The organism is Cryobacterium sp. LW097, from assembly GCF_002205495.2.
Classification (GTDB): domain Bacteria; phylum Actinomycetota; class Actinomycetes; order Actinomycetales; family Microbacteriaceae; genus Cryobacterium; species Cryobacterium zongtaii.
On sequence record NZ_CP021992.1, the window covers coordinates 1,858,947 to 1,870,884 of the forward strand.

The window sequence follows — 11,938 nt, forward strand, 5'->3', positions numbered from 1 at the left end:
TAACTACCCCGTGATGGTGTTCGTGCCCAGCAGGATCATCACGACGATGCCCAGCGCAATGCGGTAGACCACGAACGGCATGAAACTGCGCTTGGAGATGTAGTTCATGAAGAAGCCGATGACGAACAGCGCCACGACGAACGCCACGACGGTGGCGACGAGGGTTTCCAGCGGGCCGAACAGTTCGGGCGTGCAGTTCGCGGCGGCCACGACGCAGGGTTCCTTGATGGACTTGTAGACCTGGTAGAAGCCACTGCCGAGAACGGCGGGGATCGCGAGCAGGAACGCGTATCGGGCGGCGGCGGCCCGCTCGTAGCCGAGGAACAGGCCGGCCGTGATGGTGCCGCCGGAACGCGAGACCCCGGGGATGAGCGCCAGCGCCTGGGCGAAACCGAAGATGACGCCGTGCCCGACGGTGAGGTCGTCCAGTTTGCGGCGCTTGGCACCGACATAGTCGGCGACACCCAGGAGCACGCCGAACGCGATGAGCATGATCGCGGTGACCCATAGGTTGCGCAGGCTGGTTTCGATCTGGTCCTGGAAGAGCAGGCCCAGGATGACGATGGGCAGGGTGCCGAGGATGATCAGCCAGCCCATCCGGGCATCCGCGTCGCTGCGCGGTACCTTGCCGACCAGGGACTTCGCCCATTGGCCGATGATGCGCACGATGTCGCGCCAGAAGAAGATCACCACGGCCGCCTCGGTGCCGATCTGGGTGATCGCCGTGAACCGGGCGCCGGGGTCCTCACCGGTGCCGAGGAACTGACCCACGATGCTGATGTGGGCGCTGGAGGAGACCGGCAGGAATTCGGTCAAGCCCTGGACCAGGCCCAGGATGACCGCGTTGAGGAAGTCCACGTGATACTCGTTTCGCTTGTGCGGTGTGCTGGCCGTTAGCGCTTCAGTGGGCTAGTACGTCGTCAGCAGATCGGTCAAAACCGTCCTGCCAAACACTAATGCGTCCAGTGGCACACGCTCATCAACGCCGTGGAACAGCGCCGGAAAATCCAAATCGGCTGGGAGTTTCAGCGGGGCGAAGCCGTATCCTTTGATGCCCAGTTTGCTCAACGCCTTGTTGTCGGTGCCGGCAGGCATGAGGTACGGGAGCACCGGAGCGCCCGGGTCGTGGGTGCCGAGGGTCTGGACGATCCGGTCGATCAGCGGGCCGGCGAACTCGGTCTCCAGCCCCACGTCCTGGTGCATCACCACGATTTCGATATCCGGGCCGACCAGCTCGGCCAGTTCGGCCAGCACGGCGTCTTCCTCGCCGGGCAGGGAACGCACGTCGATGAGGGCCTCGGCGCGATCGGGGATGACATTGTGCTTGTAGCCGGCTTGCAACACCGTCGGGTTCATGGTGGTGCGCAGGCTCGCCTGGATGAATCCGGATGCTGTGCCCGTCGCCAGGGCCAGCTCGTCCGGACCCATGGACTGCGGCTCCACACCGAGGATCCGGGCGATCTCCGAAAGCAACTGCCGGGTGGTGTTCGTCAGGCGGATCGGCCACTGCCGCCGACCCACCTTGGCGACGGCCTCGGCGAGCCGGGTGATGGCGTTGTCCGTGACCAGCCGGGAACCGTGGCCGGCCGGGCCGTGCGCCACGAGCTTGAGCCAGATGAGAGCCTTCTCACCGGTTTGGAGCAGGTAGGCCCGCTGGCCGCCGATGCTGATCGAGTAGCCGCCGACCTCGCTGATGGCCTCGGTCGCTCCCGCGAACAGGTCCGGGCGGGTGTCGACGAGGTGGTGCGAGCCGTACACTCCCCCGGCCTCCTCATCGGCGAAGAACGCGATGACGAGGTCCCGCTCTGGCTGGCCACCCTGGTCGAGCACATCCGTGAGGGACGCCAGGATCATCGCGTCCATGTTCTTCATGTCGACGGCGCCGCGCCCCCACAGCATGCCGTCCTTGATCTCGCCGCCGAACGGATCCACCGACCAGTTCGCCGGGTCGGCGGGCACCACATCGAGGTGGCCGTGCACGACCAGTGCGCCCTTGCTGCGGTCGCGGCCGGGTACCCGGGCGACCACGCTGGTGCGACCCGGCTCCGAATCGAACAGCTCCGGCGCCAGGCCCAGGGCGCGCAGCTTCTCGGCGACGTACTCCGCCGCATCCGTCTCGCCGTTGGAGCGCCCCTCGCCATAGTTCGTCGTGTCGAACCTGATGAGGTCGCGGGCGATCTCGGTGGTGAGGTCGAGAGCATTGGCCGAAACGGGGCCGGTGGCGGGGGCTGTCATGCAGTTCACGCTACCGGGCATGGAACCCACCGGTGTCCGGAAGTGGTTTGGATCCGTGCTAAGTTATTCCCCGGCAGCAAAACATAACTGCGGCCAAAACATCCAGTCCGGGTGGCGGAAATGGCAGACGCGCTAGCTTGAGGTGCTAGTGCCCGTATAGGGCGTGGGGGTTCAAGTCCCCCCTCGGACACGGAGATTGTTGGTAAGACAACGATCAACGAGAACTGGTTGAGACAGTTCACGGGCCGGATCTTAGGATCCGGCCCTGTCTCGTTAACGCGCGTCAACAGGTTCTCCAGGGTGTGCCCCGGTAAAGGTTGACTGGATCAGTGGGACGTCGATCCGGATGGGTGCCCGAAGCTCGCCAGCGTGTATATCACCCCGTCGAGTTCGACCCGGGCAAAGCCCTCCGGCCTGGAATCACCATCGTAAATATCACCGAAAACCAGAAGAGCTTCGGTGGCCAAAAGCTTGTACGTGCGCACGCCTCTATCTGCTGAACCCTATCCACCCCCGCACGCCAGCGGCACGACTCCCCTAGCGTGTGGTGGCTCCGCGGTCCTGATGCTAGAGTCATCCCAGGCGCTCGTGAGAGCGCTCTCACAGAGACCAGGCCCGGCTGCGCCGGCGGATTCAGAACGATGAATTCCCCGCGACACCCGGTCCCTTGAACCGAAAAGGTGCACGCATGAAGTTCGGCCACTTCGACGATGAAGCCAGGGAATATGTCATCGAGACCCCGTTGACTCCCTACCCGTGGATCAACTATCTCGGCAGTGAGGACTTCTTCTCGCTGGTCTCCCACACGGCGGGCGGGTACACCTTCTACAAGGACGCCAAGATGCGTCGCCTGACCCGCTACCGCTACAACGACGTGCCCACCGACTCCGGTGGACGCTACTTCTTCATCAAGGACGGCGACGACGTCTGGACGTCCAGCTGGCTGCCGATGAAGAAAGACCTCGACTTCTTCGAAACCCGCCACGGCATGGGTTACACCCGCATCACCGGTGAACGCGGCGGCCTGCGGGTCTCCACGCTGTACTTCGTTCCGCTCGGCGAGACGGCGGAGGTGCAGAAGGTCACGATCACCAACACGTCGGATGCGGTCAAGACTTTCTCCCTGTTCTCCTACCTGGAGTTCTGCCTGTGGAACGCCCAGGACGACCAGACCAACTACCAGCGCAACCTCTCCATCGGCGAGGTCGAGGTCGACGGCAGCGCGATCTACCACAAGACCGAATACCGGGAGCGTCGCGACCACTACGCCGTGTACGGCGTGAACGCCGAGATCGCCGGCTTCGACACCGACCGCGAGACCTTCGTCGGCCTCTACGAAACCCTTGCGGAGGCCAAGGTCCCGCACGCCGGCGCCGCGGCGAACTCGATGGCCTCCGGCTGGTACCCGATCGGCTCCCACCAGGTCGACTCGACCCTGCAGCCCGGGGAAAGCCGTGACCTGGTCTTCGTTCTCGGCTACGTCGAGAACAACGCCGAGACCGGCGAAGAGAAGTGGGCCGACGACGCCAAGCAGGTCATCAACAAGACCCGGGCCCAGGCCCTCCTCGCGCGTCTGTCCACCACCGAGGCCGCGGATGCCGCCTTCGACGCCCTCGGGGTCTACTGGACGGACCTGCTTTCCGCGTACACGGTGACCTCGCCCGACGACAAGCTCAACCGGATGGTCAACATCTGGAACCAGTACCAGTGCATGGTGACCTTCAATATGAGCCGCTCGGCGTCGTACTTCGAGACCGGCATCGGTCGCGGCATGGGCTTCCGGGACTCGACCCAGGACCTGCTCGGCTTTGTGCACCTGATCCCGGACCGCGCTCGTGAACGCATCCTGGACATCGCCGCGACCCAGCTGCCGGACGGGTCGGCGTACCACCAATACCAGCCCCTCACCAAGCGGGGCAACAACGAACTCGGGTCCGGCTTCAACGACGACCCGGCCTGGCTGATCATCGGGGTGGACGGCTACCTCAAGGAGACCGGCGACTACACGATCCTCGACGAGGTGGTGCCGTTCGACAACAACGACGCACTCGCCGAGACCCTGTACACCCACCTGACCCGGTCGTTTGAGTTCACCCTGAACAACCTCGGTCCGCACGGGCTGCCGCTGATCGGGCGCGCCGACTGGAACGACTGCCTGAACCTGAACTGCTTCTCGACAACGCCGGGCGAGTCCTTCCAGACCACCGAGAACCAGGCCGGCGGGGTCGCGGAGTCTACCTTCATCGCCGCGCAGTTCGTGCTCGCCGCGGGCCAGTACGCCACCATCGCCGAACGCGGTGGGGACACCGTGCAGGCGAACAAGGCCCGCAAGGCCGCCGCCGACATGAGCCAGGCACTGTTGACGCACGGCTGGGACGGCGACTGGTTCCTGCGTGCCTACGACTTCTACGGCAACAAGGTCGGCACGGCCGAGGACACCGAGGGTCAGATCTGGATCGAGCCGCAGGGCTTCGCGGTCCTCGCCGGTGTCGGCGTCGAGCACAACAGCGACGGCACCCCGGTCAAGACCAGTCCCGCGTTCCGTGCCCTCGATTCCGTGGACCGGCTGCTCGGCTCCGAGCACGGCCTGGTGCTGCAGTACCCGGCGTACAAGAGCTACCGCATCGAATTGGGCGAGGTCTCGACGTATCCCCCGGGCTACAAGGAGAACGGTGGCATCTTCTGCCACAACAACCCGTGGGTGATCATCGGCGAGACCGTGATCGGCCGCGGCGCGAAGGCGTTCGACCACTACCGGAAGATCACCCCCGCGTACCGGGAGGACATCTCCGAGGTGCACCGCACCGAGCCCTACGTGTACGCCCAGATGATCGCCGGCAAGGAGGCCTCCAGGCACGGCGAGGCCAAGAACTCCTGGCTGACCGGCACGGCGGCGTGGAACTTCGTGACCGTATCCCAGTACCTCCTGGGTGTGCGCACCGACTACGACGGTCTCGTGGTCGACCCGCAGATCGGACCGGACGTCGCGGAGTTCACCGTGACCCGGCAGGCCCGCGGTGCGACGTACGTCATCACCGTGGCCAACTCGGGCCGTGAAGGCTCGCGCGCCAGCCTCGAGGTCGACGGTGTTGCCATCGAGGGGCGCACGGTTCCGTACGCGCCCGCCGGCGCGACAGTGCAGGTGCGCGCGACCCTGTAGGGGAACCAGTTGCGGCCGGCCGGATACTAGTGAGTATGGACGTCTACCGAACAGCCCGCGCACGGGCCTGGCAGCTGTGCGTCGCCGTTGCGTGCGTCGGTGTGCTGATCACCGGATGCGGCCACGGCGACGCCACGGCTCCGTCCGCCGCCGGCCCGACCATGGGGTCGGCGCCGGCCGGGCCCAGTGCTGACGAGGTCTTCACCGCGTGCAGCACACCGGGGATCGTGGACTACGACCCGATCGAGTCGCTGGCGGTGCTGGCCGGGGACAGCACCGTGGTGATCATGGGCGAGATCGCTCGGATCCAGGCGGGCCGCGACAGCACCTACTCCGCATCGAAGGAGACGTCGACGACGCGAAGCGCGGTGATCGTCGTGTCGAACGTCACGGTTGTGCACGGGACACTGGACCCGGCCGCCGACGGCAGCGTGTACATCGAATTCGCTTCGGGCGGCCCGGACGAGTGCTCGCGGATTGTGCCGGCCGGAACGGCCATCGTCGCTTATCTGGAGCCGGCCTGGGATGGCGCCCGCAGCTACGTCGACGAGGACCCGACCTCCGAGTACACGGAAATCCAGGAGCCCGGCGCCGGGCGGCCCGCCGGCCAGCCGCTCTACCAGGCATCCGCGCTCGAGGGTCTGGTCTGGCAACTACCGGGCAGCGCCGAGGTGATCTGGCCGCTCTACCTGGGCACCGGTCCCGGGTCGATACGTGAGGCCCTCCCGGACGGCACCCTCGCCGGCCCCTAGCGATCCTGAGGGGTCGCAAGAGCAGCCCCACACCCGCGGGCCGCGCCGGCAGGCGGTCAGGCGGTCAGGCGACGGCGACCTCGACCTCGCCGGGGTCGGCACCGAGCTGTCCGAAGATCAGCCGACGGTTGGCGATCTTGTCGGTGAAGAACCTGTCGTGGCTGACCACGACCACGGCGCCGGGGAAGTGCAACAGGGCCCGCTCCATCACCTGGGTGCTGGACATATCCAGGTGGTTGGTTGGCTCGTCCAGGAGCAGCACCGACGCACCGGAGAGCAGGCACTGGGCCATGGCCACCCGGGCTTTCTGGCCGCCGGAGAGGTTGCCGATCTTCTGCTTGAGGTCGGCCTCGGAGAACTGGAACATGGTCAGGAACCGGTTCACCGACTTGCGGGTCGCCGTGAACGCCAGGCTGCCTTCGAGCGCGTTGACCGCGTGGCTGACGGTGTCGGTGTCGTCCAGTTCGGCGAGTACCTGGTTGTACGACACCATCCCGGCGCCCTTCGCCCAGTCGACCTCGCCGTGATCCGCGGATTCCTCACCCGTGAGCACCCGGAGCAGGGTGGTCTTGCCGCTGCCATTGGCACCGAGCACCACGATGCGGTTGCCGCGGCGGATCTCGAAGCTCAGGTCGTTGAAGAGCACCTTCTCGCCGTAGGCCTTGCTGAGCATCTCCACCCGGCAGAGCACATCCTTCACGTGCAGACCGCCGTAGATTTCGGTGATGATCTTGTCGACCGGCCGCGGCGTGCGGGACTTCTTGATGGTGGCCAGCTGGCTGCCGAGCGTGCGGCTGGCGTTCTTCTGGGCCTCGCGCCGGTCGGCGATGCCTTCGGATTCGAAAGCGAGCAGTTCGGACTCGTGCACAAACTGCTGCTCGAGGGTCTTCAGCCGGAACTGCTTCTGAACCACGTACTCGCCGAAGTTGCCCGGGTACTCGTGTAGGTGGAAGTTCTCCAACTCGATGATGCGGGTGACGACGGCGTCGAGGAAGGTGCGGTCGTGCGACACGATCACGGCGGCGCCCTTGAAGTCGCGGAACCAGCCCTCCAGCCACTCCACACCGGCCACGTCGAGGTAGTTGGTGGGCTCGTCGAGCAGAAGCACGTCCGGTGCCTCGAGCAGGATCTTCGCCAGGGCCGCGCGGTTGCGCCAGCCGCCGGAGAGTTCGTCGATCGCACAGCTGCGGTGCGCTTCGTCGAAGCCGAGGATGGTCAGGGCAGCGTCGATCCGGCGCGGGTAGTCCCAGCCGTCCAGCCGGTCCATGTCCTCGAACAGTTCGGACTGGCGGTGGATCAGCCTGTCGAGCTCGGCGCTGGCCGAGGAGTCGGCGGCGATGGCAACGTCGATGGAGGCGAGTTCGGCCTCGACGGCCTTGATCTCCACGAACAGGGCGTCGAGGACCTCGGTGATGGTGGACTCGCCGTTCAGCTCGGAGAACTGGGAGAAGTAGCCGATCTTCACGCCGTCGTCGACGGTGACGGTACCGGTGTCCGGCGTCACCTGACCGAGGATCAGCTTGATGAGGGTGGTTTTGCCCGACCCGTTCCGGCCGATCATGCCGACCCTGTCGCCCGGCTCAAGCCTGAAGAAGGTCTCGCGGAGCACCTGGGTGTTTTCGAAACGCACGGTGACGTCGTTCAGCCGGATCAGGCTCATGAGTCCTGCTCCCCCTGCTCGGATGCGTCGACGATGCCGATGAACCGGCTGCCGATGCCGTCGACTTCGCGGCGGCTGAGGCCGGCCGCGGCGGCCGGGAGCTCGTCGTAACCGTGGTGGTCGCAGCTGAGGTAGGTGAACGTCGGCCACCATTTCTTCGGCCGCGCCGCCTCGGTGAACCCGCACACGCTGCAGGTGAGTTCGATCCAGACGGGCTTCTTGCCGGTGCGGTTCGCACGGGACTGCACGAGCCAGGCCGGCGGGTTGTTCTCGATCTCGGCGAGCTGGGCTTCGGTCATTCGGCTGGGAAGGTCGTGGCGCTGCGCCATCTCGAGGGGAATGTCGAGGCGGAGCGCTGCTTCTCGTCTGGTAATCATCAGGTTCAACGATAGGTGCTGCGACGGGCGCCAACGCCCCGGGGCGGGAACTGGTTCAATGAAGCATGCCTGAAACTGTTTCCCCGCTCGGCCTGCTGCTCGATGTCGATGGTCCGATCGCCAGCCCGGACACCCGCACCATCGCCACACCGAGCATCATCACCGACCTCATCACCCTGGCCGGCGCGAACGTACCCATCGGTTTCATCACCGGTCGGTCGGCGCAGTTCATCAGTGAGCAGGTGGTGGCCCCGCTGGTCGCCGCGGGCCTGCCGCGCGAGATGCGCATGTACGGGGTCTGTGAGAAGGGCGCCGTGTGGTTCCCGATCACCCAGACCGGCATGGGCGAGGTCGTCGTCGACGCCAGCGTCGCCCTGCCTGACCCCGTCGTGAGCCGCATCCGCGAGCTGGTCGCCACCGACTACGCCGACACCATGTTCTTCGACGAGACCAAGCTCGCCATGGTCTCCGTTGAACAACGCACGGATGTCGACCGGGCTGCCTACCACGCCGATCAAGCGTCGTTCGAGGACGCCGCGTACACGATCATGATCGACCACGGACTGGGCGTGCGCTTCGGCGACAGGGTTTCCCCCGACGCCGAGGGAACGGTCCCGTTCCGCATCGACACCACCATCATTTCCACCGACATCGAATCGGTCGACCTTGACAAGGACCACGCCGCCAAGCGAGCCCTGGCCTTCTTCGCCGAGGGCGGACCGCTCCCCCGGGTGTGGCGCTCGGTGGGCGATTCCCGCAGCGACTACCTCATGGCCGACCACCTGCACGCCGCCGGCTACGAGGTGGCACACGTGGACGTGCGCCCGGCAGACGGCATCCTGGAGCGGCCGTACCCGGTGATCGTGGAGGGCGACCTCATCCACGATGAGGCCGGCGCCGCATTTCTGGGCTACTGGGTGCAGAAGCTCGGTCTCGGCGTGGCCGCGCCCGCCTAGTCTTCGACGAAGCGGATGCCGTTCTGCAGGGTGCTGCGCAGCTCGAACACCTTCTCGAAGCTGCCCCGTTCCATCCCGGCGATGCCGTCACGCAGCACCCCGACCAGGCGGGACCGTGGGATCACGACCACCATTGGCCGCCTGCCCCGGCTCGGCAGCGACACGGGTTCTGCCACGAGCTGATCAGGCACCACCACGACGAGCGCGGTGAAGCGCACCCGCAGGGACTTGGCGAGGATGCGTGCCGCGGACGCGAACTCGTCCAGCGGCTCCTCGCCTGGCGCAAGGCCATCGCCGACGAGTTCGCCGCGCTTGAGTTGAACGGGCGACCCCCAGTCCTCCGAGAGGATAGCGAACAGTCCGGCCGGGCCGAGAACGACGTGGTCGATCTTCTCGAGGTCCTCGCGGGTGGCGATGTCGTGCCAGGCGGTGTAGCCGATGCCCAGGCCCGAGATTAGCTGGGCTGTGCTTTCCTCGGCGAGGGCCTTGGCCAGCCGGTGTCGGATCTCCCGTGGCGCGGACCGCACCAGATCGGGGGCGTACGGGTCAGCGATGACGGTGCCGCGACCGGCCCATTCCCGCAGCATCGCGAGATAACGCTGGCGGGAGTGGCCGCCGGGATGCCCGTGCATCCTGGCCTTCATCCCGGTCGAGGTGGGCCTGCTTGTCGGGCGTGACGCGGTGCTGGCGCCAGAGTATGCGGTCTCCGGGTAGCGGGCCCCGTCGTAGGCGGCCCGGGACTCCGGGCTTCCGATGCGTTCCCAGGCGATCTGCACGGCGTGGAAGGAGGCCGCACTGCCGCCGACATCTGGGTGGGATTGCCGCAGCTTGAGGCGGTAGGCGCGTCGCAGCTCCTCGTCGGTCACCGACGGGCTCACGCCCAGCACCTCGTAGGGGCTGGCTGCGGCCGGACTCTCTGACATTCGTGCGGTCTCTTTCGGCCTGGAACGGGTTGGGTCGTACGTCTCCCAGCCTAGCCAGCGTTGCTGGTATCTCCCCGACACCGGGTGGCGCCCGCGCAGCGATTGATTTGTGCAACGATCAGCGAGTGAAGACCTCAACTCCGGTTCCCCGGGTGCACCGATCGAGCACCCGGTTCATCGTCATGGTGACCGTCGGCATCCTCGCGGGTCTGGCGTCTGGCCTGCTGGGCAACTGGTTGCTGGCGCCGGCGATCGGCTGGGCGGTCGCGGCTGTGCTTTACATCGGCTGGGTCTGGGTCAGCGTCGCTCCGCTGGACGCCGCCACCACGGCCGCGCACGCCACCAGGGAAGACCCGTCACGGGGCATCACCGACCTGTTGCTGATCCTGGCGAGCCTGGCCAGCCTCGGCAGCATCCTCATCGTGCTGGTGCAGGCACGCGCCGCTGAGGGGGCGGGCCAGGGCCTGCTCGCCGCGCTGGCGCTGGTCGTCGTCGCGCTGTCCTGGGTGCTCGTGCACACCCTGTTCGCCTTGCGGTACGCCTCGCTCTACTACGCGGATGATGACGGTGGCGTCGATTTCAACCAGCTGGAGCCGCCCAGGTACGCGGACTTTGCGTACCTGTCCTTCACAGTGGGGATGACCTTCCAGGTGTCGGACACATCACTGACGTCGTCGACCATTCGTGCGGTGGCCCTGCGGCACGCGCTGATGTCATTCCTGTTCGGCTCGATCATCCTGGCAACACTGATCAACCTCGTGGCCGGCCTCTGAGCCGTGGCCGCGGCGCCGTGCCGGGCCGCTAACCGGCGAAGGGCGCTTCCGCCAGTCCGGCCACCCCGGGGGTCACCGTGAAGACCGAGCCGGCCAGCGGGTCCTCGCCGGGGGCGAGACCTTCGCGGGACGTGGTGATGTACAGCCGGCGAAGGTCGTCGCCGCCGAAGGTGCACGCCGTGACCCGCTGCGCGGCCACCTCGATGACCTCGTCCAGGGTGCCCTCCGGCGAGTAGCGGCGCACCGCCCCACCGGCGTACAGCGCGACCCAGACGCCGCCCTCGCTGTCCACGGTGAGGCCGTCGGGGTAGCCGTCGGCGGAGGGGATGTCGACGAAGGGGCGCAACCCGGTCAGTCCGGTCTCCGGGGCCCAATCGAAGACCCCGATCCGGCCGGTCGGGGTGTCGTTGTAGTAGGCCAACGAGCCGTCCGGGCTCCAGGCGAGACCATTCGAGATGGTCACGCCCGCCAGGGCCAGCTCCACGGATCCGTCCGGTGCGAGCCTGTAGAGCGATCCGGCGCCGGTGCGCTGGTCATACGCCATCGAACCGCAGAAGAACGAGCCGTCCGGAGCGCCGCCCCCGTCGTTCATCCGCACGCTCGGATCCGCCCAGACCTCCGGCAGTCGGGTCAGGGTGCCGTCGGCGTCCTCGAGGGCGAAACCGCGTTCGAGGGCGATGACCGCACCGCCGCCCACGCGCGGTCGCAGGGCCGCGGCGATGCTGTCCACGTGCCGCCGGGTGACCGTGCCGTCGGCGGCCAGGGACAGAACGTCACCGGCGAACAGGTCGACGAGGCGCAGACCGCCCCAGGACTGTGCGAAGACCGGACCCTCACCGTGAAAGGTGATCGGGTCGGTGAGCTGTTCGGCGCGCATGGGTTCCTCGTGGCTGGGCTGGTCGGGCTGGGTGCCGGCCCGGCATCATCGGGCGGGCTAGTTGCGCAGTGCCCGCATCGGGATGGCGACGGCCGCGCTGACGGCCAGGATGCCGGCGAAGAAGATCGCGCCCTGCCAGGCGGTCACGGTGAAGGCCAAGCCGAACAGCCACAGGCCCAGGACGAAGATGGCCATCGCGACGACGAAGGTAAGAATGGGCATGGA

Annotated in this window: 11 protein-coding genes and 1 tRNA gene; 5 read left to right on the top strand and 7 right to left on the bottom strand. The window is 66.8% G+C overall.

Annotated features, from left to right (window positions below):
• Positions 1-3 precede the first annotated feature (3 nt).
• Both B7495_RS08565 and B7495_RS08570 read right to left on the bottom strand, forming a co-directional pair.
• The gene (locus B7495_RS08565) at positions 4-858 is read right to left on the bottom strand and encodes an undecaprenyl-diphosphate phosphatase (RefSeq protein ID WP_088456206.1); all 855 of its coding nucleotides are present in this window, start codon (positions 856-858) and stop codon (positions 4-6) included.
• Between the two features lie 51 nt (positions 859-909).
• Positions 910-2,235: a M20/M25/M40 family metallo-hydrolase gene (locus B7495_RS08570; protein WP_088457993.1), complete on the bottom strand. Its 1,326-nt coding sequence runs from the start codon at positions 2,233-2,235 to the stop codon at positions 910-912.
• Between the two features lie 105 nt (positions 2,236-2,340).
• Between B7495_RS08570 and B7495_RS08575 the strand changes: the two genes are divergently transcribed.
• The 3 genes from B7495_RS08575 (at position 2,341) to B7495_RS08585 (ending at position 6,147) form a co-directional block, all read left to right on the top strand.
• Positions 2,341-2,425 (top strand) — tRNA-Leu (locus B7495_RS08575).
• Positions 2,426-2,923: 498 nt separating this feature from the next.
• Entirely contained in the window at positions 2,924-5,395 is a 2,472-nt protein-coding gene (locus tag B7495_RS08580) for a GH36-type glycosyl hydrolase domain-containing protein (RefSeq protein WP_088456207.1), read from the top strand.
• Between the two features lie 35 nt (positions 5,396-5,430).
• Complete coding sequence (locus B7495_RS08585) at positions 5,431-6,147, top strand: hypothetical protein (protein ID WP_088456208.1); 717 nt, start codon at positions 5,431-5,433, stop codon at positions 6,145-6,147.
• Positions 6,148-6,211: 64 nt separating this feature from the next.
• Here B7495_RS08585 and B7495_RS08590 read toward each other — a convergent pair whose 3' ends face one another.
• On the bottom strand, positions 6,212-7,807 hold the full coding sequence (locus B7495_RS08590) for an ABC-F family ATP-binding cassette domain-containing protein (protein ID WP_088456209.1): 1,596 nt from the start codon (positions 7,805-7,807) through the stop codon (positions 6,212-6,214).
• The gene (locus B7495_RS08595; RefSeq protein ID WP_088456210.1) at positions 7,804-8,184 is read right to left on the bottom strand and encodes a hypothetical protein; all 381 of its coding nucleotides are present in this window, start codon (positions 8,182-8,184) and stop codon (positions 7,804-7,806) included. The genes B7495_RS08590 and B7495_RS08595 overlap by 4 nt, the downstream gene beginning before the upstream one ends.
• 65 nt (positions 8,185-8,249) lie before the next feature.
• On the opposite strand from B7495_RS08595, the gene B7495_RS08600 reads away from it, so the two are divergent.
• On the top strand, positions 8,250-9,140 hold the full coding sequence (locus B7495_RS08600; protein WP_088456211.1) for a hypothetical protein: 891 nt from the start codon (positions 8,250-8,252) through the stop codon (positions 9,138-9,140).
• Here B7495_RS08600 and B7495_RS08605 read toward each other — a convergent pair.
• Entirely contained in the window at positions 9,137-10,063 is a 927-nt protein-coding gene (locus B7495_RS08605) for a DnaJ domain-containing protein (protein ID WP_088456212.1), read from the bottom strand. The genes B7495_RS08600 and B7495_RS08605 overlap by 4 nt on opposite strands.
• A 125-nt stretch (positions 10,064-10,188) precedes the next feature.
• Between B7495_RS08605 and B7495_RS08610 the strand changes: the two genes are divergently transcribed.
• Positions 10,189-10,836, top strand: a complete 648-nt coding sequence (locus tag B7495_RS08610; protein WP_240632461.1) for a DUF1345 domain-containing protein — start codon at positions 10,189-10,191, stop codon at positions 10,834-10,836.
• Positions 10,837-10,864: 28 nt separating this feature from the next.
• Here the strand turns inward: B7495_RS08610 and B7495_RS08615 are convergent, their stop codons facing one another.
• Both B7495_RS08615 and B7495_RS19070 read right to left on the bottom strand, forming a co-directional pair.
• Positions 10,865-11,713 carry an SMP-30/gluconolactonase/LRE family protein gene (locus B7495_RS08615; protein ID WP_088456213.1) on the bottom strand — a complete coding sequence of 283 codons (849 nt, stop codon included), beginning with the start codon at positions 11,711-11,713 and terminating at the stop codon, positions 10,865-10,867.
• Between the two features lie 57 nt (positions 11,714-11,770).
• On the bottom strand, positions 11,771-11,935 hold the full coding sequence (locus B7495_RS19070) for a hypothetical protein (protein ID WP_165787951.1): 165 nt from the start codon (positions 11,933-11,935) through the stop codon (positions 11,771-11,773).
• Positions 11,936-11,938 lie beyond the last annotated feature (3 nt).